Origin of the sequence: Chryseobacterium sp. LAM-KRS1 (genome assembly GCF_013184525.1) — a bacterium.
Lineage (GTDB): Bacteria > Bacteroidota > Bacteroidia > Flavobacteriales > Weeksellaceae > Chryseobacterium > Chryseobacterium proteolyticum.
This window is the reverse complement of the sequence record NZ_JAAOIZ010000001.1, coordinates 610849-629528: the sequence shown is the minus strand read 5'-3', so window position 1 is coordinate 629528 and position 18680 is coordinate 610849. Positions and strand designations below refer to the sequence as shown.

The following is an 18680-nucleotide window of genomic DNA, read 5'->3' as shown; positions in this document are numbered from 1 at the left end:
ATATAAATACTCTTTTATTCATTAGGTGCAAAGATATAACAATTAACCGAATTGACAAAACTAAAGTTCTAAAAAAATTAAAAAACTTTAATCACACCTTATTCTCATTTTTTCTTAATATTTTTGTTAAAATTCAAATTGCTCATATGGACGCCAAAGACAAAATGATTCTCAGTATTATCCAGGAAGACTCTACCTTATCTGTAAAAGAAATCTCCGAGAAGATAGGTCTTACTTTTACTCCTACTTATGAGCGTATCAAGCAGCTGGAGAAACAGGGTGTCATTGAAAAATATGTTGGCCTTCTGAATCGTGAAAAACTAGGCCTTAATATTGTGGTGTATTGTAATGTCCGGCTCAAAGAGCAATCCAAGAAAGTATTGGAGACTTTTGAGAAAAACATCAGCAAATATGACGAGGTTCAGGAAATCATAAGTCTTTCCGGAGAATATGATTATATGTTAAAGATCATCGCTAAAGACATCAACTCTTATAATGATTTTGCCGTAAGCGTGATTTCAAACATTCCTAATATTGGTCAGTACCACAGCTCCATCGTTCTTCATGAGGTTAAAAAATCCACCAAATTTAAAATTGACCTGGACTAATTTCTTTTAGCAGAAAGGAATAATGGCCATTATACGATTGGACAATTCAGCTATTCTACCTTTTTGCCGGATTGGAAATCCAATGTACTGATTTACCCTACTATCTTATTCTTTAATTTATTGAACTGGTAGCTTACTTTATCCAGACAAAGGTTTCCGATACTTCCCTGGTGAGAATGATGGAGGTCTGTAATTTCATAATCAAACTCATTATTCTCAATTTCCTGTCCTACCTTTATATATGCATCACGGAAAGAACTTCCTTTTTTAACCTCTTCATTGATCTTCTCTACACTGAACAGATATTTATACTTCTCGTCTTCAAGAATACCATCCTTTACTTTAATATGTGGTAAAGTGTAGTTCAGGATTTCAAGACATTCCTTCAAAGAGTCAATCGCAGGAAATAAGATTTCTTTTGTGAGCTGCACATCTCTGTGATATCCCGACGGAAGATTATTCGTTAATAAGATAAGCTCATTGGGTAGCGATTGAATTCTGTTGCATCGTGCCCGTACCAGTTCGAAAATATCAGGATTCTTTTTATGAGGCATAATACTGCTTCCGGTAGTAAATTCTTTAGGAAAGCTTATGAAATCAAAATTCTGACTTAAATACAAACATACATCATACGCAAATTTCCCAAGGGTCCCAGCCATTGTTGCCATTGCCATTGCAAGCATTTTTTCAGATTTACCACGGGTCATCTGTGCATATACTGCATTGTAATTCATTGTCTGGAAACCCAGATTATAGGTGGTACTTTCACGATCTATAGGAAAAGAGGAACCATAACCCGCAGCAGACCCTAACGGATTTTTATTAATGATGTTTTTTACTGAAAATAACATTTCAAGGTCGTCCAACAAAGCTTCTGCATAGGCTCCGAACCATAGTCCGAAGGAAGATGGCATTGCAATCTGTAAATGGGTATACCCGGGAAGCAATACATTTTTATGCTGGTCTGCCAGCTGGATAAGCAATTGGAAAAACCCATCCGTAAGACCTGCTATTTCACGGATCTCATCCAAAAGGTATAGTTTTATATCCAGTAAAACCTGATCATTACGGGATCTTGCCGTATGAATTTTTTTACCGGTATCTCCTAATTTTTCAATCAGGATGGCTTCAACCTGTGAGTGGATATCTTCTGCCTGGGTATCGATTTCGAAATCTCCGTTTTCTATATCTTTTAATATCATCGACAGAACAGAGGTCATCTGTTCAGCTTCTTCATGGGAAATAATTCCAACCTCTGCAAGCATCTTACAATGCGCCAAAGAACCTTTAACATCATATTTCGCCAGACGTTCATCAAAATCAAGGTCTTTACCGACAGTAAACTTATTGACTAATATATTGGTGGCAAGATCATCTTTCTGCCATATCTTTTTCATAATTGTTTGTTTAAAATATTATTAATTGATTTTAGGTTGTTTTTTTACCCAGCATGCTCTTTCCGTCTTCCTGAACTGAACATCTTCCACATTCAACAAAGTCTTTTATTTTTAATTGTCATTTTGCATAAATCTTATTAAAAACGATACTCTTCATTATGATCATGCTGGGTGTCAAAACATTTTCTTTAGATTTCAGATGTCAGATATTTAATGCTTTCAAATAATTCTGATACCTGCTGTCTTTTACAAAACCCTTTCTAAAATCCGGATATAAATATCAATCCCTTCTTTTATCTCATGGAGTTCTATAAATTCATCAGCCGTATGAGAGCGCCTACTGTCTCCGGGACCGATCTTAACAGAAGTACATGGGATAATTGCCTGATCCGAAGATGTCGGGGAACCGTAAGTCGACCTTCCAATAGCCAGTCCTGCCTGTACAAAAGGATGGTCAGGTTCTATTTTTGAAGAATTCAGCCTGAAAGACCTTGCCGTAAGGTTGGATTTCATTTGGGACTGAATGATATCAAAAGCCTCTTCATTCGTATACTCATCCGTCACCCTCACATCCAATGTAAACTGGCAGGATTCGGGAACTACATTGTGCTGAACTCCTGCATGGATACCGGATAGGGTAATTTTAACCTCTCCGAGATAATCAGATACCTTTGGGAATTTAAAATGGGTGATATGCTGCAGATCCTCCATACATTTTACAATGGCATTATCATCATTGGGATGGGCAGCATGGGAAGCAGTTCCTTTCATTTCACCGTCAATGACCAGAAGTCCTTTTTCTGCTATCGCCAGATTCATCTGTGTGGGTTCTCCAACAATAGCCAGCTCCACATTAGGTAATTGTGGAAAAAGAGCTTCAATTCCATCAAATCCTGAAATTTCCTCCTCTGCCGTCAGGGCAATAATTAAATTATATTTTAAATCGTCTCTATTATAAAAATGTAAAAAGGTTTGTGCTAAAGAAACCAAGGATGCTCCTGCGTCATTGCTTCCCAAACCATACAGTTTTCCATCTTTTTCAATCGCCGTAAATGGATCCAGTGTATACGCTTTATTAGGTTTCACCGTATCATGATGGGTGTTCAATAACACAGAAGGTTTGGATGCGTCAAAATATTTATTGACAGCCCAGATGTTATTTTTAAAACGTTTTACCGGGATCAGATGCTTCTGAAAAAAGTTTTCAATAGCTACAGATGTATTGTACTCATCCTTGCTGAATGAAGGAATTTCAATCAGTTTTTTCAGCAGTTCAGTCGCATTATCGAACAATTCTTCTTGACTATAAACAGATTTCAGTGCCTCCATGATGGTTTTCTATATGGTTTTTTAATTGAGTTTCTTTTATTAAGAATACCTTATTTACATTGTTTTTAATCGCACCCAGTGCGTTTTCAAGTTTTGGCAATATGCCTTTATGCAGTTTTCCTTCTTCTTTCAGGGTTGAAAAATCTTCGGACGATACGCTTTTAATTACAGAATCAGGATCATCCACATTTTCCAATACTCCTTCTTTATCAAAACAATAGAGCAATTCCACATCGTATTTCTTCGATAAGGCCTGTGCAATCACCGAAGCTATTGTATCTGCATTGGTATTGAAAAGATTTCCTTTTTTATCATGCGTAATAGCCGAAAATACAGGAACAAGCTCAAGCTTAATTAATTTGGATATCAATTTATTATTGACGCTTTTCTTCTCAATGTCTCCTACAAATCCAAAATCAATTTCTGCATGTTCTCTTTTCTTAGCTTTAATCAAATTGGCATCAGCTCCTGAAAACCCTATTGCTTTACATTTTTTCTGCTGAAGTTTTGCGACAATGTTTTTATTAATTCCACCTGCATACACCATTGCCACAATATCCAGAGTCTCCTTATCAGTAATTCTGCGCCCGTTGACGAGCTTCTGCTCAACTCCCAATTTATCAGCCAGGTCAGTAGCAAGCTTTCCGCCACCATGAACAAGAATCTTCTTTTCTTTGATTTGAGAAAACTGCTCTAAAAACTGATCCAATAACTCTTCGTCATCAATTAAGGCACCTCCTATTTTTACAACAAAAAGCTTGTCCATAATCTCCTGTTATTTACTTTGGTTAATTTCATCCAGGATTTCACTGAACACTGCCTGAGCAGAAAAAATCCGGTTTTTAGCCTGTTGGTAAATAATAGAATTTTCACCATCCATCACTTCGTCACTCAATTCTACATTCCGGCGAACCGGAAGACAATGCATTACTTTTCCGTTATTGGTTTGCGCCAACTTCTCAGCTGTCAACATCCAGTTTTCCTTCACTTCAGGCATCGCAGCATATTCATCAAAAGATGACCAGTTTTTAACATAGATAAAATCCGCATTTTTTAAAGCTTCATCCTGGTTATGAATGATTTTCGTCTGTTTTGTGAAGTTTGGATCCAAATCATATCCTTCAGGATTTGTGATAACAAAATCCACATCCATTTCCTGCATCCATTCCGTAAAGGAATTCGCAACTGCCTGAGCGATCGGCTTGATATGAGGAGCCCAAGTAAGGACTACTTTAGGCTTACGCTCTTCTTTCCAGTTTTCGCTAATGGTTATACAATCCGCTAAACTCTGCAGAGGATGACGTGTTGCCGACTCCAAAGAAATTACAGGAACCTTCGCGTGTTGCTGAAACTGGCTTAGAATACTTTCATTAACATCATCTTCTTTACTTTTCATTCCCGCAAAGCAACGAACCGCAATGATATCGCAGTATTGATTCAATACTTCTATCGCATCTTTAATATGTTCTACAGTATCTCCGTTCATTACAGCTCCGTCAGCAAATTCAAGATTCCAGGCTTCTTGTGCAGCATTTAATGTTAAGATATTAAGTCCCAGGTTCTGTGCAGCGATCTGGCTGCTTAAACGGGTTCTCAGACTTGAGTTAAGAAATACCAATCCAATGGTTTTTCCCTTTCCTTTTTCGGTTTCAGAATGGGGATTTTCTTTTATATATAAGGCTTTTTTTATAATTTCCTGTAAGTTTTCAATATCGCTTACAGCAGTAAAGTTTTTCATTGTATAAATTTTATTTAATGGTCAACAGACTCTTATTTCTATATTTTTAAAACCATTAGAGACGTCTTATGACTATCCTATAGTTTTACCCTTTTACGATCCTGCAATTTTACGCTTAACAATCTATCATTTTCGTTTTTGCAATTCCGCAATTTTCACTCTTACAATTTCGTCAGTACTTCCCTCAATGCATCAATGAAAAGATTTGTTTCCTCTTTCCTAATATTGAGTGCAGGAAGGATCCTCAGCACCGTTTTATCATTAGAATTTCCGGTAAAAATATGATGATCGTAAAGCAGGCTTTTCCTTACCTCTGCACAATCCCTGTCCAGCTCTATCCCGATCATCAGACCTTTCCTTCGTATAGAGATGATATGTGGTAAATCTTCAATTTCTTTTTCGATATAGCTTCCCATATGCTCAGCATTATCAATAAGGCTTTCATCCCTGATAACATCTAACACAGCAATCGCTGCAGCACATGCCAGGTGATTACCTCCAAAAGTAGTTCCCAGCAAACCATGGCTTGCTTCAAATTTAGGATGGATCAGGACTCCACCAATCGGAAAGCCATTTCCCATTCCTTTTGCGGTTGTAATTATATCAGGCTGGATACCGAACTCCTGGTGAGCAAAGAAATAACCCGTTCTACCATATCCTGACTGAACCTCATCTAAGATCAAAACAGCATTATATTGATCGCATAGCTCTTTAATTCTAGATAAAAACTCCGGCGTTGGAATCATAATTCCACCCACTCCCTGAATCCCTTCAATAATCACCGAAGAAATTGTATCTCCCTGAGTTCTGAAAACTTCCTCTAATTGCTCAACATTATTCCACTCCGACTTTATGAAACGTTCGGAATAATTGACAGGTGCTACAATTTTCGGATTATCCGTTACGGAAACTGCCGCAGAGGTTCTTCCATGAAAAGAACCGGAAAAATAAAGCACTTTACTTTTTCCATTATGAAAAGAAGCAAGTTTTAACGCATTTTCATTGGCTTCAGCTCCGGAATTACACAGGAAAAGATCATAGTCTTCGTATCCTGATATCTCTCCAAGTTTCGATGCCAGTTCAGTTTGCAATTCGTTTTGTACTGAATTGGAGTAAAAAGAAATTTTTTCTAACTGATCCTTTAATTTCTCCTGATAATAAGGATGATTATGACCTATAGAGATCACTGCATGGCCTCCATAAAAATCAAGGTACTTTTCTCCCTTATCATCCCAAAGAAATGACCCCTTTGCTTTTACAGGATTTATATTGAATAATGGATATACGTTAAATAAGTTCATTTTTTTTAATTGAAGTTGAAAATTTTTAGTTACCGGTTTCGGGTTATTGTTTTACAATTCCACCCTCCCCATTTTACTTTTATAAGAATGTATTTAAAAACCTATTGGTTTCAAATCCAATCCCAGGTTTTCTTCCCATCCCATGGCAATATTCATATTCTGAACAGCCTGTCCGGAAGCTCCTTTTAACAAATTATCAATCGCTGAGTGAATAACAACAACATTATTATTCTTTTCAATATGAATCACACAGCGATTGGTATTGATAACCTGTTTGAGATCAATTGCTTTCTCACTCACCTTTACAAAAGGTGCATCTTCATAAAACTTCCTGTACAATGTCTCAATATCTGAAAGCTCCAGGTCTGATTTAACCGTTGAGCTGGTAAAAATCCCTCTTGTAAAATCTCCCCTCCAGGGAACAAAATTCAGGCTTACGTCTTTATTGTTAAAAGAATTCACTTGCTGCAAAATCTCATCTACATGCTGATGGCTAAGTGTTTTATATGCAGAAATATTATCATTTCTCCAGGTAAAATGAGTGGTTGCCTGTAAAGACTGTCCGGCTCCTGTCGATCCGGTAATTCCTGTTGTATACACATCACTCAAAAGTCCTTTTTCAGCCAATGGCAGTAGAGCCAGCTGGATAGCAGTTGCAAAACATCCCGGGTTGGCAATACTTTTTACCCCCCAAAGATTTTTTTTATTGATTTCCGGAAGCCCGTAGATAAAATTTCTATTTCCGAAAGCACCATCCAAACGAAAATCATTTCCCAGGTCAATCACCAACGTCTCATCTGTAAGAGCATTCTGATTCAGCCAATTCTGGCTTTCCTTATGAGGAAGACACAAAAAAAGAATATCTACAGCCGAAGGATTGTCCGTTAAATCCATTTCACAAACCGTCGCTAAATCCGGGTACAGATCAGAAATCTTTGTACCCGAATTAGAACGACTATATAAAAAACTCAATTCAATATTGGGATGAAAAGCCAACAGGCGCACCAATTCACTACCGGTATATCCGTTAGCTCCTACAATTCCTACCGTTTTCATATTTTCACGCCGTTAATCTGGTGGTAAATATTCAGGGAATTGCTTACAATTTTTGTGTACCCTTTTACATCGTCTCCGCTCCATGCTCTGTTTGCCTCTCCGTAACTTCCAAATTGATCAGACATCAGATCATGTTCAGATTCAATGCCGTTCAAAACAAATCTGTAAGGATAAAGAGTGATGAAAACTTTTCCTGTTACCATTTTCTGAGAGTCAGTAAGGAAAGATTCTATATTTCTCATCACAGGATCTAAAAACAATGCCTCATGCAGCCAGTTCCCATACCAGTCGGACAATTGCGACTTCATCATTTGCTGGTATTTCGATAAAGTATGTTTTTCCAATAAATGATGGGACTTGATGATCACAGATGCAGCAGCCGCCTCAAATCCTACTCTTCCTTTAATTCCGACAATAGTATCCCCTACGTGAATATCCCTTCCGATACCGTAAGCAGAAGCCAATTGTTCTATTTTCTGGATAGCATACACAGGATGGCTGAAGTTCTCCCCATTTACTGCTGTAATTTCACCGTTTTTAAATTCGATTTCCAGTTCAGATGACTGGGTTTCTTTGATCTGCGACGGAAAGGCCTCTTCCGGAAGGTTATTTCTGGAAGTCAGCGTCTCCTTTCCACCCACAGAAGTCCCCCACAACCCCTTATTAACAGAATACTGAGCCTTTTGAAACTCCATATCATATCCGTGACTTTTCAGGAATTCAATCTCCTCTTCTCTCGAAAGTGCCATATCACGGATCGGCGTGATAATCTCAACATGGGGAGCCATTACCTGGAAAATCAGATCAAAACGAACCTGGTCATTTCCCGCTCCTGTGCTTCCATGAGCAATAGCATCCGCCCCTTTTTCCAGTGCATATTTTGCAATTTCCTGAGCCTGAATGGTACGCTCAGCGCTTACGGAAAGCGGATAAGTATTATTTTTCAATACATTTCCGAAGATCAGATACTTCACACATGAATTATAGTAATCTTCCTGAGCGTCAATACACCTGTATTCCTTTACCCCTAATTTCAGGGCTCTGTTTTCAAGTTCTTTTTCTTCTTCTTTTGAAAAACCTCCTGTATTCACAGTTACTGCATACACCTCATATCCCAGGCTTTCACTAAGATATTTGGCACAGTAAGAGGTATCCAAACCACCACTAAACGCTAAGATTACTTTCTTTTTCATCGATCTTCTTTTTCGTATTATTGTTCGTATAATGCAATCCACCGGATGTAATCTGCCCCGAAGACAAAAGCCCATCCTGATTTACTTCATCATTATCCTTATTTTGAGGTTCATTATTTTTCACCTCCTTTATATCATTGTTGGAAGGAATAAAAAGCATTGCTGTACATAAGCAGTTCTTTCTTTCCTTTTTCATTAAAATTTCGTAATTCACACAGTTTTTACAACCATTCCAAAATTCCTCATCCTGAGTAAGCTCAGAATAAATAACGGGCTTATAACCTAAATCGCTGTTGATTTTCATGACAGCCAACCCGGTTGTTAATCCAAAAACCTTAGCCGCAGGAAATTTATCCCTTGATAACTGGAATACTTTATTTTTAATCAGGGTCGCAACACCCCTGTTCCTGTATTTTGGCGAAACGATCAGCCCCGAATTGGCCACAAACTGACCGTGGGACCAGGTCTCTATATAGCAGAAACCTACCCATTCCCCGTTTTCAGTAGCAACAACGGCATTGCCTTCTGAAATCTTCTTACTTAAATATTCTATGGAACGTTTTGCGATCCCCGTTCCTCTCCGTTGTGCAGAATCATACATTTCCTGCTGTATTTCACTCACATACATTAAATGTTCGCATGAGGAAATTTCTATTTCCATTTATTTATCTGAATTTTTTGGCAAATTTAAAGCATAATAACTTTAATAACCAAATTAAAAAGATATTTTTTTTGTTTAAATGATTATTACAAGATAATATATCTTATTTGAAATATACAATTTTGCTAAATTATTATATATTTGCTAAAATATTATACATGGAAAATAAATGCCCTAAATGCAATAGCACCCATCTTGTAAAAAGTGGGGTGATCAACCAGAAACAAAGATTTCATTGCAAATCCTGCAATTATTATTTCACCGTAAAAAAAATAGGCAAGCAGATCGATGACTACTACGTTACCAAAGCCCTTCAGCTTTACCTCGAAGGATTAAGCTTCCGCGAAATAGAAAGGATTATCGGTGTCTCTCATGTAACCATAAGCTCATGGATCAAGAAATACAATATCACCCGGCCGCCGCATTCCGAATTCCATCCCGTATATAAAATCCTGAAGCAAAACGAATTGATCGAATACATGTCCAATGAAGACAATATTAAAAACTCAGGATTGATCATCACACAGTTCGCAGATAAATACATGTTGATCAAGTGGGAACGGTTTAAAAAGTAAACAGACAAAAAGAAGGAATCATAAAATCACCTATTTGCAAAATCAGGAAATGAAACTCTCTATTCCGAGCTTCAGCTTCAACTAACAAACAGGTACTTATAACAAAACTATATACTTACCATTAATATATATTAAATTTCTCTAAATAAATTATTAATTCCAATTTGGCTTTCACAAAATTAACGCCAAAAAATTGATAATTTATGAAGAAAATACTCACTTTTATTGGATTAGCTTTAATCAGCAATACATTATACTCCCAGGGATCTCCCGACTACGGAAACGGATTAAAAATAAACCTTAATCCTGAAGGAGATAAATTCGTCAGATTTATTTTATGGGATCAGTTCTGGTTAAGGAACTCACAAATGAACCCGGGAAGTTTGGTCGGAGGAGAACCCACAGACAATACCTGGAATGTAGGGAACCGCAGACTCCGTGCCTTAACGTACGCCCAGGTTACTAAGCGATATATGATCCTCCTTCACTTCGGCATCAATAACCAAACCTTCATCAATGGAGGAGCGCCGGGTACAACAGGAACAGGAGGAAACGGAAATGGCAAAAAAACACAGCTTTTTTTCCATGATGCATGGAATGAATATGCAGTCCTGATGCCGGGAGAAGCAGGAAAATTTACTTTAACATTAGGAGCTGGGCTGCATTATTATATGGGACTCTCCAGAATGACTATGGCCTCCACCCTCAATTTTTTAACCCTCGACTCTCCGATATTTTCGTGGCCGTTAATCGATAGCTCTGATCAGTTCGCAAGACAACTGGGTATGTTTGCCAAAGGAAAGTATGGAAAACTTGAATACCGCCTCAGCTTAAACAAACCCTTCGCTACAGATCTGGTTCCTGTAAATGTAACCGATCCTTCAAAAGCCGTTGCAGTAGATAATAACGGAAATCCCAGCTTTTCAAAAGCCGGATACGTAGAATATCAGTTTCTGGACGAAGAGTCCAATACCCTTCCTTTCAAAGTTGGATCATATCTGGGAACAAAGAAAGTGTTTAATGTAGGAGCCGGCTTTTATCATCAGGCGGACGGAACCAGAACTTCCGTAAACTCAAATATCGAAAAGCACGACATCACTCTTCTAGCAGTTGATGCTTTTGCAGATATCCCTTTGGGAAATGCCAAACATAAAATGGCAGTTTCTGCCTACGCAGGATATTATAATTATCAGTTCGGCCCCAATTATATCCGAAACCTGGGGACTATGAATATCGCAGCAGCTGATCCTAACTTTACAGGACAAAAGGCAATTGCCGGACCTGGAAACTTACAGCCAACGATCGGAACAGGTGATATTATCTATGCACAAGCCGGATTATTACTTCCCAATGAAGCAGAAAAACCTAAAATCAGAATTCAGCCGTTTGCAGCATATACCCATAAAAACTTTGAAGCCTTCGACAAGTCGTCTTCACAGTTTGACGTTGGAGCCAACTGGTTTATAGACGGACATCACGCCAAAATAACAACCCAATACTCCACCAGACCGGTTTATACCAACCCTACTGAGCGTCCAAAATCCAAAGGCGAGTTCATTGTTCAGTTTCAGATTTATTTATAATGACAGACTCGTTTAAACCCGCATAAAAAAAAATTAATTAACATCAAAATCAAGTGATATGAGCGAAAACCATCATGAAAGCTATGAAAATATGACCGATAAGCAGAAGAACAGAACCATATGGAGCGTTATTACTGCATCTTCACTCGGTACACTGATAGAATGGTACGATTTCTATATTTTCGGAAGTTTAGCTGTTGTGCTGGCAACAAAATTCTTTCCAGCAGACAACCCTACCGCAGCATTTTTATCTACCCTGGCCACTTTTGCCGCAGGATTTGTTGTACGACCTTTCGGAGCCCTGTTCTTCGGAAGATTAGGAGATATTATCGGACGAAAATACACCTTCCTGGTCACCCTGCTGATCATGGGATTTTCCACTTTCCTTATCGGATGTATTCCCAGTTATGAAACCATTGGATTTATGGCTCCGGTTCTGGTTCTGATCCTGAGATTATTACAAGGACTGGCCCTGGGAGGAGAATATGGAGGTGCAGCAACTTACGTTGCAGAATACGCCCAACCCCACAGGAGAGGCTATTGGACTTCATGGATCCAGACCACCGCTACCGCCGGACTTTTTATCTCATTGATTGTTATTTTAATAACAAAAAACACCCTTTCTGCAGAGGAATTCGACGGCTGGGGATGGAGAGTTCCTTTCTGGATTTCTATTTTAATGGTAGGTGTCTCTTACATCATCAGAAAAAACATGAAGGAATCACCGCTTTTTGCTAAAGCCAAAAGTGAAGGTAAAACATCAAAAAATCCGTTAAAAGAAAGTTTCGGAAATAAATACAACTTCAAATTCGTCCTGCTGGCATTGTTCGGAGCCGCAATGGGACAAGGTGTCATCTGGTATACAGGACAGTTTTATGCCATGAGCTTTTTGCAAAAAGTAATGAATGTAGAATCTGCTCAGGTTGATTCATTAATGGCCACCGCACTATTTTTAGGCACACCATTCTTCGTATTTTTCGGATGGCTTTCGGATAAACTGGGCAGAAAAGCCGTTATGATGACCGGGATGCTGGTTGCCATTTTAGCTTACCGCCCGATTTACAACAGCATGTACAAGAGTGTTAATCTCGAAAGCAAAACCATAGCTTCCAACGGCATCAGTGAAAAGAGAACAGCAAAAATCCATAAAGATATTGCCAACGACAGCCTGATCACTTTCCATAAGGAAACCCTCTTTACGGATGGAACTTTAATAAAAAAAGACAGTATTATACACTGGTCGGCAAACGGCCCCGTTATAAAAGACGGAAAGATCGAGGAACCTAAGGTGTCACAGTCCTTAAAGCTCAGTGACGATACCAAATGGTACCTGATATTCCTGGTGTTCATTCAGGTGATCTTCGTAACTATGGTGTATGGTCCTATCGCAGCATTCCTGGTAGAAATGTTCCCGGTAAGAATACGCTATACTTCCATGTCATTGCCTTACCACATTGGTAATGGTGTATTTGGAGGACTATTACCTGCAGTAGCCACTTACCTTGTAACCACAGGAAAAGAGGCAGGACATCCTTCATGGTATCTTCAGGGGTTATGGTATCCTATCGGTGTTGCAGCCGTGTGTTTACTCATTGGATTATTTTATCTTAAGAGCAAGAACAATAATATCCACGATTAACCACTGAATCAGTCAAATTTTTATTAATTTTAAAACTACTAAAATGAACGGACTAAAAAAAATATTAGGTATCCTCTGGATTTTAATTGCTTTGGTTGTAGGATATTTCGGGATCACCGTTTTGGGCATTCCAAAAATCACTTCAGGAAAGCAAGAAGACCTTGTTTTTGGCATCATCATCCTTTTTGTTTTGATGCCAATTATTTCCGGAGGACTGGCAGTCTTTGGATATTACGCCTTAACCGGAGAATATTCTGACGACAAAATATAATTATTAATGATGAATGATAATTGGTGAACAATCTGTACAAAGGATCTGTTCATCAATTGTCTTTTATCCATCATCATGTATGAAAAAAAGACACGAACAAAAACTGATCATACTAAGCATTGGATTAGTCACTCTCTTCAGCATTCCTATTTCATTGTTATTCAACAGTGAAAAAGATACTTTTGGCTATCCCGTGATTTTGATCTACATCTTCGCCGTCTGGATGATTTCGATCATCATATCGTTTATAATCGTGAAAAAATATGATGAGTAGTTTTGCTTTATTTGTTGTTGTCCTGCTTTACCTGGCCCTTCTATTTGTGGTCGCCCACCTGGCAGAAAAGAAAAAAAGCAAGTTATGGATCAACAATCCTTACATCTATGCATTATCCTTAGCAGTATACTGTACAGCCTGGACATATTACGGGAGTATTGGCGTTGCTGCCACTACCGGACTCAACTACCTTCCCATCTACGTAGGACCTATTGTCATTATTCCTGCATGGATATTTATCAACACAAGAATCGTAAGAATTTCACGAATCAATAAAATAAGCAGTCTCGCTGATTTTATTTCGCTACGCTACGGAAACAGCAGAAGCTTTAGTGCCGTTATTACCATCGTTTGCCTTTTAGCAATCGTCCCTTATATAGGTTTACAGATTAAAGCCATATCAGAAACCTTCCATTTGGTTACGAAAACTCCGGTATCTCAAAATATTTTAACCGATAATGCAACCTTCGTAGTGGTTTTGATTGCTTTATTTTCCTCCTACTACGGAACAAGATATGTGGATGCTTCAGAAAAACGCCTTGGAATCATATCCGCTATTGCCCTGGAAAGTTTTCTAAAGCTGTTTTTCATTATCATCCTTGGATTATTTGTGATTTATTTTGCCTTTGACGGATTTTCAGACATTTATGAAAAGGCAAGCAAATTCGAAGATTTCAAACAAAAGAATACATTCAATGGTATTGAAGGTGCTTTGAACTGGATGATCTTATGTATGATCTCTGCAACAGCTATTTGTATCCTTCCAAGACAGTTTCATACAGCCATCGTAGAAAACAGGCAGGAAAAACACATCAAAACCGCCATTTGGTTTTTCCCTCTATATCTTTTAATTTTTACCATTTTCATTTTTCCAATTGCCTGGGGAGGCAGGCTTTTATTTAACGGACAGAATGTAAATCCTGAATTCTATTCGATCCTGATCCCTCAATATTTTGACAACACTTTAATCACAGTATTTGTTTTCCTTGGAGGACTGAGTTCTTGTATTTCAATGATCATTATATCCGCGATCACATTATCCATCATGCTTTCCAATAACCTCATCATTCCTTACGGTTTACTGGGAAAATTTAAATCTGAAAATGAAATTCAAAACACAAGAAGCATAACGAATATCAGGAAGATAAGTATTTTTGCCCTCATCATAATGGCTTTTGCCTTTTACAAGTATTTTATCCTTAAAACATCCCTGGATTCAGTGGGCCTGATCTCTTTTGTTGTTATTGCCCAACTGGCACCTGCCTTTTTCGGAGCTTTATTCTGGAGAAGAGGAACCTATAAAGGTGCAGTAATAGGGCTTCTTGCCGGGCTGGCCATTTGTTATTTCGGTCTGATTATCCCACAGTATTATTTTTCTTACAATCAGGAATTCAAAGGAGTATTGAGAGATATGTATACTGTTTTTGATTTTTTCAGGATTCCTTACTTAAGTAAGATCCCGGAAATTTTCTTTTGGTCAATCTTAATAAACACCGGGCTATTTACTACAATTTCAGTCAGCGTAAAAGGAAATTACAGGGAACGAAACTTTGCCGAGCTGTATGTGGATGTTGATAAATATATTCAAAACCATGAAAACGCCTTTATCTGGCGGGGTACGGCTTATGTTTCGGATATAAAAAACATCCTGGAACGATTTTTAGGAAAAAAGAAAACAGAACAGGCACTAAGGATATTTAATTTAAAATACAACATCGATTCTCAAACCGAAACAGCAGATTCGAGGTTTATAAAATTCTCTGAAAACCTTCTGGCAGGAAGAATAGGAACCGCTTCTGCCAAGATTCTCATCGAAGGCGTAACGAAAGAAGATAAAATTTCTTTAAAGGAAGTTCTGAACATCCTCGAAGAATCAAAAGAGAATATTACACTCAACAAAAAACTGACTGAAAAATCCAAAGAACTTAAACAACTTTCTGAAGAACTTACCGTAGCTAATGAAAGTTTAATAATTAAAGACCGTCAAAAGGACGATTTCCTGGATTCCGTCGCACATGAACTGAGAACTCCTATCACGGCCATCCGTTCTGCGGGAGAGATTCTAGCCGATGACGATGATATCCCTCCGGACATCAAAAGAGAATTTTTAAACAATATTATTACGGAATCCGATCGTTTAAGTGAGATCATCAATGACATTCTTTATCTTGATAAGCTTGAACATGGAGAAATTGCCCTTACGATAAAGAAAAACGACATCACAGAAACCTACAGGAAGGCATTAAATCCTATCCTTCACCTGATCCAGCAGAAAGATATCCAGGTTAGTGAAACCAATCTTCTCACAGAAAGCGTATTTGAATACGATGAAGCAAGAATGATCCAATTGTTTCAGAATATCCTTGGAAATGCTTTGAAATTTGCAGATCAGCAGGGAGAGATACAAACCCGTTTTTTAAAAAATGAAAATGCCTTAAATATCACTATCTTCAATACGGGTAAACCTATTCCTGAAGAAGATCTGGAGATGATTTTTAATAAATTTTATCAGTCCAAAAATCAGAATATTTTAAAACCAACAGGAAGCGGGCTTGGGCTTGCCATCTCAAAGCAGATTATTGAGGCCCACGGAGGTATAATCTACGCTGAAAACAAAAGCTCAGGAGTAATATTTACCATAAGCCTTCCGGAAAATATATATAAAGATGAAGTCGAACAGTACTAAAAACACATTATGAAAAAAATAATCATTGCAGATGATGAACATAAAATACTGATGTCTCTGGAATATAGTTTCAAAAAAAACGGCTATGACGTATTCATCGCCAGAGACGGTACTGAGGTATTGGATTTTCTTAAAACCATGGTTCCCGATGTTATCCTTCTGGATATTATGATGCCGAATCTTGACGGATACAGCACCCTAGAAGCCATTAAAGAACAGGAACAGCTGAAACATACAAAAGTTATTTTCCTGAGTGCCAAAAACAATCCAAAAGACATTGAAAAAGGCCTCGAAATGGGAGCTGATGCCTATGTTACAAAACCTTACTCTATCAAGAAGCTGATACAGCAGATTGAGGAATTATTGGATAACTGAGAATAAAAGCTTGGAGAAGCCAGATACAAGACTGCGGACTATCACAAAACAAAAAAAACACGAAATACTATTATTAATATGAATGCAGAAGATTTATTTAAAAGAAGTATCGAAGACAAAGAAAATTTCTGGAAGGAACAAGCCCGGGAAATAAACTGGTATACATTTCCTCAACAAATTCTTTCGGGAGATACAGACCGCTATCCGGAATGGTATCCGGATGGGCAGCTTAATATGTCTTATCTGTGTATAGATCAACATATTGAAGATGGTTTTGGAGATCAGATCGCTATCATTTATGACTCTCCTGTTACAGACCAGAAAAAAACATACACATTCAGGCAACTGCAGGAAGAGGTTTCAAAATTTGCCGGCGGACTTGCTTCTTTAGGATTAAAAAAAGGAGATACCGCTGTAATTTATATGCCGATGATCCCACAAACCCTTTTTGCAATGCTGGCCTGTGCCCGGATTGGAGTAATTCACAATGTTGTTTTCGGAGGATTTGCCCCGCATGAACTTGTGGTAAGAATTGATGATTGCAAGCCTAAAGCTTTGATTACCGCTACTGCAGGAGTAGAAATCGCCAAAAGAATTCCTTATCTGCCATTGGTAGAAAAAGCAATTGAGCTGGCTCAGGACAAAGTGGATCACATCATTGTTTACAACCGAAAACTGGTTGATAATGAAGATGAGATGTTTGACGGCCTGATCGATTATGAAGAACTCACCCAGAAGTCTTCCCCGGTTTCTCCTGTTGCAGTGGAATCTACCTACCCACTCTATCTTCTTTATACTTCAGGAACAACAGGAAAACCCAAAGGAATAACAAGAGATACGGGAGGCTACGCAACAGCCCTGAAGTTCTCAATGAAATATATTTATGGTATTGAGCCTGGAGAAACCTATTGGGCTGCTTCCGATTTCGGATGGGCGGTGGGACATAGTTTTTCCGTTTATGGACCTTTAATAAACAGAAACACGACCATCATTTTTGAAGGCAAACCGATCATGACTCCGGATGCCGGAACTTTCTGGCGCATCATTTCAGAATATAAGGTTTCCGCCATGTTTACCGCTCCTACAGCCATCAGAGCCATAAAAAAAGAAGATCCGGACGGGGAGCTCGTCAAAAAATACGATCTATCGCATTTTAAAAAGCAATTTTTGGCAGGCGAACGGTGTGATGTGGCTACCCTGGATTGGTTTAGTAAACACATTGGAGTACCCGCCATTGATCACTGGTGGCAGACGGAATCGGGTTGGCCGATGCTGGGACTGATGACTTTTGATCATCATTATACCATTAAAAGAGCAGCAGCAGGAAAGCCTATTCCGGGGTATGACATTAAAATATTCGATGAAAATGGTTTTGAACTCGATCCTCATCAGGAAGGCTACCTGGTGATCAAACTTCCCCTGCCTCCAGGTGCACTTTCCGGAATATGGAAAGATGAAGAACGTTTTCAGAACAGCTACTTATCACAATATAAAGGATATTACTTCTCCGGAGACGGAGCCATACAGGATGAGGACGGATATTTTTTCATCACCGGAAGAGTGGATGACGTTATCAACGTTGCAGGACACAGGCTCTCCACTTCGGAAATGGAGGAAATTGTCGCTTCCCATCCGGAAGTTGCGGAATGCGCCGTAGTAGGAATCGATAATGAGCTGAAAGGACAAGTTCCTTTTGCCACTGTAGTATTAAAAAACGGTTCCACGATTTCAGAGGAAGATCTTGAAAAAGACATTGTACGAATGGTACGGGAGAAGATAGGAGCAGTCGCATTCTTAAAGAATGCCATGGTTGTAAAACGATTACCCAAAACACGCTCAGGTAAAATCCTGCGAAAACTTATCCGGACGCTTCTGGATGGAAAAGAATTTCAGGTTCCCTCAACGATAGACGACGATCAGATCATTGAGGAAATACAAGAAAAAATCGTTAATTACAGGGCAAAATTCACAAATTAGACATACATTTAATATCA

17 protein-coding genes are annotated in these 18680 nt (G+C 38.4%); 9 read left to right on the top strand and 8 right to left on the bottom strand.

Features of this window, described 5'->3' with window-relative positions:
* Nucleotides 1–146: 146 nt before the first annotated feature.
* Nucleotides 147–608 (top strand): Lrp/AsnC family transcriptional regulator, encoded by a 462-nt coding sequence (locus G9C87_RS02805; protein WP_172277890.1) that lies wholly within the window; start codon nt 147–149, stop codon nt 606–608.
* 92 nt (nt 609–700) lie between these two features.
* On the opposite strand, the gene argH is transcribed toward G9C87_RS02805, so the two are convergent.
* From argH to G9C87_RS02765, 8 genes are all read right to left on the bottom strand, one after another.
* Nucleotides 701–2005 (bottom strand): argininosuccinate lyase, encoded by a 1305-nt coding sequence (argH, locus tag G9C87_RS02800; RefSeq protein ID WP_172277888.1) that lies wholly within the window; start codon nt 2003–2005, stop codon nt 701–703.
* Nucleotides 2006–2251: 246 nt separating this feature from the next.
* Nucleotides 2252–3334 (bottom strand): M20 family metallo-hydrolase, encoded by a 1083-nt coding sequence (locus G9C87_RS02795; protein WP_172277886.1) that lies wholly within the window; start codon nt 3332–3334, stop codon nt 2252–2254.
* Nucleotides 3309–4100 carry an acetylglutamate kinase gene (gene argB, locus G9C87_RS02790; protein WP_194304220.1) on the bottom strand — a complete coding sequence of 264 codons (792 nt, stop codon included), beginning with the start codon at nt 4098–4100 and terminating at the stop codon, nt 3309–3311. Before argB ends, G9C87_RS02795 begins: the two co-directional genes overlap by 26 nt.
* A gap of 9 nt (nt 4101–4109) precedes the next feature.
* Entirely contained in the window at nt 4110–5072 is a 963-nt protein-coding gene (locus G9C87_RS02785) for an N-acetylornithine carbamoyltransferase (protein WP_172277884.1), read from the bottom strand.
* Between the two features lie 161 nt (nt 5073–5233).
* A complete protein-coding gene (locus G9C87_RS02780) occupies nt 5234–6373 on the bottom strand; it encodes an aspartate aminotransferase family protein (protein ID WP_172277883.1) in 1140 nt (379 codons plus the stop codon).
* A 93-nt stretch (nt 6374–6466) separates the two neighbouring features.
* Nucleotides 6467–7429, bottom strand: coding sequence for an N-acetyl-gamma-glutamyl-phosphate reductase (argC, locus tag G9C87_RS02775; protein ID WP_172277882.1), 963 nt, complete (start codon nt 7427–7429; stop codon nt 6467–6469).
* Nucleotides 7426–8622 carry an argininosuccinate synthase gene (gene argG, locus G9C87_RS02770; protein WP_172277880.1) on the bottom strand — a complete coding sequence of 399 codons (1197 nt, stop codon included), beginning with the start codon at nt 8620–8622 and terminating at the stop codon, nt 7426–7428. Before argG ends, argC begins: the two co-directional genes overlap by 4 nt.
* Nucleotides 8594–9283 (bottom strand): GNAT family N-acetyltransferase, encoded by a 690-nt coding sequence (locus tag G9C87_RS02765; protein ID WP_172277878.1) that lies wholly within the window; start codon nt 9281–9283, stop codon nt 8594–8596. The genes argG and G9C87_RS02765 overlap by 29 nt, the downstream gene beginning before the upstream one ends.
* A 158-nt stretch (nt 9284–9441) precedes the next feature.
* Here G9C87_RS02765 and G9C87_RS02760 point away from each other — a divergent pair, with 158 nt between their 5' ends.
* The 8 genes from G9C87_RS02760 to G9C87_RS02725 all read left to right on the top strand — a co-directional run bounded on the left by G9C87_RS02760 (nt 9442) and on the right by G9C87_RS02725 (nt 18663).
* Nucleotides 9442–9858: a terminase gpP N-terminus-related DNA-binding protein gene (locus G9C87_RS02760; RefSeq protein WP_172277876.1), complete on the top strand. Its 417-nt coding sequence runs from the start codon at nt 9442–9444 to the stop codon at nt 9856–9858.
* Nucleotides 9859–10061: 203 nt separating this feature from the next.
* Nucleotides 10062–11441, top strand: coding sequence for a porin (locus tag G9C87_RS02755; protein WP_172277874.1), 1380 nt, complete (start codon nt 10062–10064; stop codon nt 11439–11441).
* Between the two features lie 58 nt (nt 11442–11499).
* Entirely contained in the window at nt 11500–13080 is a 1581-nt protein-coding gene (locus G9C87_RS02750) for an MFS transporter (protein ID WP_172277873.1), read from the top strand.
* 43 nt (nt 13081–13123) lie between these two features.
* Entirely contained in the window at nt 13124–13351 is a 228-nt protein-coding gene (locus G9C87_RS02745) for a DUF6814 family protein (protein WP_172277871.1), read from the top strand.
* Between the two features lie 79 nt (nt 13352–13430).
* On the top strand, nt 13431–13625 hold the full coding sequence (locus tag G9C87_RS02740) for a hypothetical protein (RefSeq protein ID WP_172277869.1): 195 nt from the start codon (nt 13431–13433) through the stop codon (nt 13623–13625).
* Entirely contained in the window at nt 13618–16311 is a 2694-nt protein-coding gene (locus G9C87_RS02735) for an ATP-binding protein (protein WP_172278326.1), read from the top strand. Before G9C87_RS02740 ends, G9C87_RS02735 begins: the two co-directional genes overlap by 8 nt.
* 9 nt (nt 16312–16320) lie before the next feature.
* Nucleotides 16321–16686, top strand: a complete 366-nt coding sequence (locus G9C87_RS02730) for a response regulator transcription factor (RefSeq protein ID WP_172277867.1) — start codon at nt 16321–16323, stop codon at nt 16684–16686.
* Nucleotides 16687–16764: 78 nt separating this feature from the next.
* The gene (locus G9C87_RS02725) at nt 16765–18663 is read left to right on the top strand and encodes an AMP-binding protein (RefSeq protein ID WP_172277865.1); all 1899 of its coding nucleotides are present in this window, start codon (nt 16765–16767) and stop codon (nt 18661–18663) included.
* Nucleotides 18664–18680: the final 17 nt, after the last annotated feature.

What these genes read in the sequence shown, in the direction of transcription:
- G9C87_RS02805 (WP_172277890.1), top strand. Translation starts at nt 147, where the DNA reads ATGGACGCCAAAGACAAAATGATTCTCAGTATTATCCAGGAAGACTCT.
- argH (WP_172277888.1), bottom strand. Translation starts at nt 2,005, where the DNA reads ATGAAAAAGATATGGCAGAAAGATGATCTTGCCACCAATATATTAGTC.
- G9C87_RS02795 (WP_172277886.1), bottom strand. Translation starts at nt 3,334, where the DNA reads ATGGAGGCACTGAAATCTGTTTATAGTCAAGAAGAATTGTTCGATAAT.
- argB (WP_194304220.1), bottom strand. Translation starts at nt 4,100, where the DNA reads ATGGACAAGCTTTTTGTTGTAAAAATAGGAGGTGCCTTAATTGATGAC.
- G9C87_RS02785 (WP_172277884.1), bottom strand. Translation starts at nt 5,072, where the DNA reads ATGAAAAACTTTACTGCTGTAAGCGATATTGAAAACTTACAGGAAATT.
- G9C87_RS02780 (WP_172277883.1), bottom strand. Translation starts at nt 6,373, where the DNA reads ATGAACTTATTTAACGTATATCCATTATTCAATATAAATCCTGTAAAA.
- argC (WP_172277882.1), bottom strand. Translation starts at nt 7,429, where the DNA reads ATGAAAACGGTAGGAATTGTAGGAGCTAACGGATATACCGGTAGTGAA.
- argG (WP_172277880.1), bottom strand. Translation starts at nt 8,622, where the DNA reads ATGAAAAAGAAAGTAATCTTAGCGTTTAGTGGTGGTTTGGATACCTCT.
- G9C87_RS02765 (WP_172277878.1), bottom strand. Translation starts at nt 9,283, where the DNA reads ATGGAAATAGAAATTTCCTCATGCGAACATTTAATGTATGTGAGTGAA.
- G9C87_RS02760 (WP_172277876.1), top strand. Translation starts at nt 9,442, where the DNA reads ATGGAAAATAAATGCCCTAAATGCAATAGCACCCATCTTGTAAAAAGT.
- G9C87_RS02755 (WP_172277874.1), top strand. Translation starts at nt 10,062, where the DNA reads ATGAAGAAAATACTCACTTTTATTGGATTAGCTTTAATCAGCAATACA.
- G9C87_RS02750 (WP_172277873.1), top strand. Translation starts at nt 11,500, where the DNA reads ATGAGCGAAAACCATCATGAAAGCTATGAAAATATGACCGATAAGCAG.
- G9C87_RS02745 (WP_172277871.1), top strand. Translation starts at nt 13,124, where the DNA reads ATGAACGGACTAAAAAAAATATTAGGTATCCTCTGGATTTTAATTGCT.
- G9C87_RS02740 (WP_172277869.1), top strand. Translation starts at nt 13,431, where the DNA reads ATGAAAAAAAGACACGAACAAAAACTGATCATACTAAGCATTGGATTA.
- G9C87_RS02735 (WP_172278326.1), top strand. Translation starts at nt 13,618, where the DNA reads ATGAGTAGTTTTGCTTTATTTGTTGTTGTCCTGCTTTACCTGGCCCTT.
- G9C87_RS02730 (WP_172277867.1), top strand. Translation starts at nt 16,321, where the DNA reads ATGAAAAAAATAATCATTGCAGATGATGAACATAAAATACTGATGTCT.
- G9C87_RS02725 (WP_172277865.1), top strand. Translation starts at nt 16,765, where the DNA reads ATGAATGCAGAAGATTTATTTAAAAGAAGTATCGAAGACAAAGAAAAT.